Raw genomic sequence first — 1,318 nt, 5'->3', positions numbered from 1 at the left:
ACACTTTGAAGATTAGACCAAACTTGCGTTAAGCCAACACTCTGTATGCCCCATTGTAACACGTGTGTAGCCCCGGACGTAAGGGCCGTGCTGATTTGACGTCATCCCCACCTTCCTCACACCTTGCGGTGGCAGTATCTCCAGAGTGCCCAGCATTACCTGATGGCAACTGAAAAAAGGGGTTGCGCTCGTTATGGCACTTAAGCCGACACCTCACGGCACGAGCTGACGACAACCATGCAGCACCTCCACCAGCGCCCCGAAGGGCCTCAACATCTCTGTATCGTTCACTGGCAGTTCAAGCCCGGGTAAGGTTCCTCGCGTATCATCGAATTAAACCACATGTTCCTCCGCTTGTGCGGGCCCCCGTCAATTCCTTTGAGTTTCACCGTTGCCGGCGTACTCCCCAGGTGGGATGCTTAACGCTTTCGCTTGGCCACCCGCCACAATAGGCGGACAGCGGGCATCCATCGTTTACCGTGCGGACTACCAGGGTATCTAATCCTGTTTGATACCCGCACCTTCGAGCATCAGCGTCAGTCGCACTGCAGCAAGCTGCCTTCGCAATCGGAGTTCTTCATGATATCTAAGCATTTCACCGCTACACCATGAATTCCGCCTGCTTACCGTGCACTCAAGCCAAACAGTTCGCGCTGCAATTCACCGGTTGAGCCGGTACATTTCACAACACGCTTATCTGGCGGCCTACGCTCCCTTTAAACCCAATAAATCCGGATAACGCCCGGACCTTCCGTATTACCGCGGCTGCTGGCACGGAATTAGCCGGTCCTTATTCATGCGGTACCTGCAATGCATGACACGTCACGCACTTTATCCCCGCATAAAAGCAGTTTACAACCCATAGGGCCGTCATCCTGCACGCTACTTGGCTGGTTCAGGCTCTCGCCCATTGACCAATATTCCTCACTGCTGCCTCCCGTAGGAGTTTGGACCGTGTCTCAGTTCCAATGTGGGGGACCTTCCTCTCAGAACCCCTACTGATCGTAGCCTTGGTGGGCCGTTACCCCGCCAACAAGCTAATCAGACGCATCCCCATCCATCACCGCCAAACCTTTAATCGTTATTTGATGTCAGCAAACGATGTTATACGGTATTAGTCCGTCTTTCAACGGGTTATCCCGTGGTCATGGGAAGGTTGGATACGCGTTACTCACCCGTGCGCCAGTCGTCGTCAAGGGAAGCAAGCTTCCCTCACGTTACCCTGCGACTTGCATGTGTTAAGCCTGTAGCTAGCGTTCATCCTGAGCCAGGATCAAACTCTACATTGTAAAATATAGTTGAAATGGATGATAATATT

At 52.9% G+C, this 1,318-nt stretch carries 1 rRNA gene; it reads right to left on the bottom strand.

The features are described 5' to 3' along the window. Positions 1-1,289, bottom strand: a 16S ribosomal RNA gene (locus HMPREF1254_RS05930); the annotation flags it as partial. Positions 1,290-1,318 lie beyond the last annotated feature (29 nt).

This window comes from Prevotella sp. BV3P1, from assembly GCF_000479005.1.
GTDB lineage: Bacteria > Bacteroidota > Bacteroidia > Bacteroidales > Bacteroidaceae > Prevotella.
This window is presented reverse-complemented; position numbering and strand designations above follow the sequence as displayed.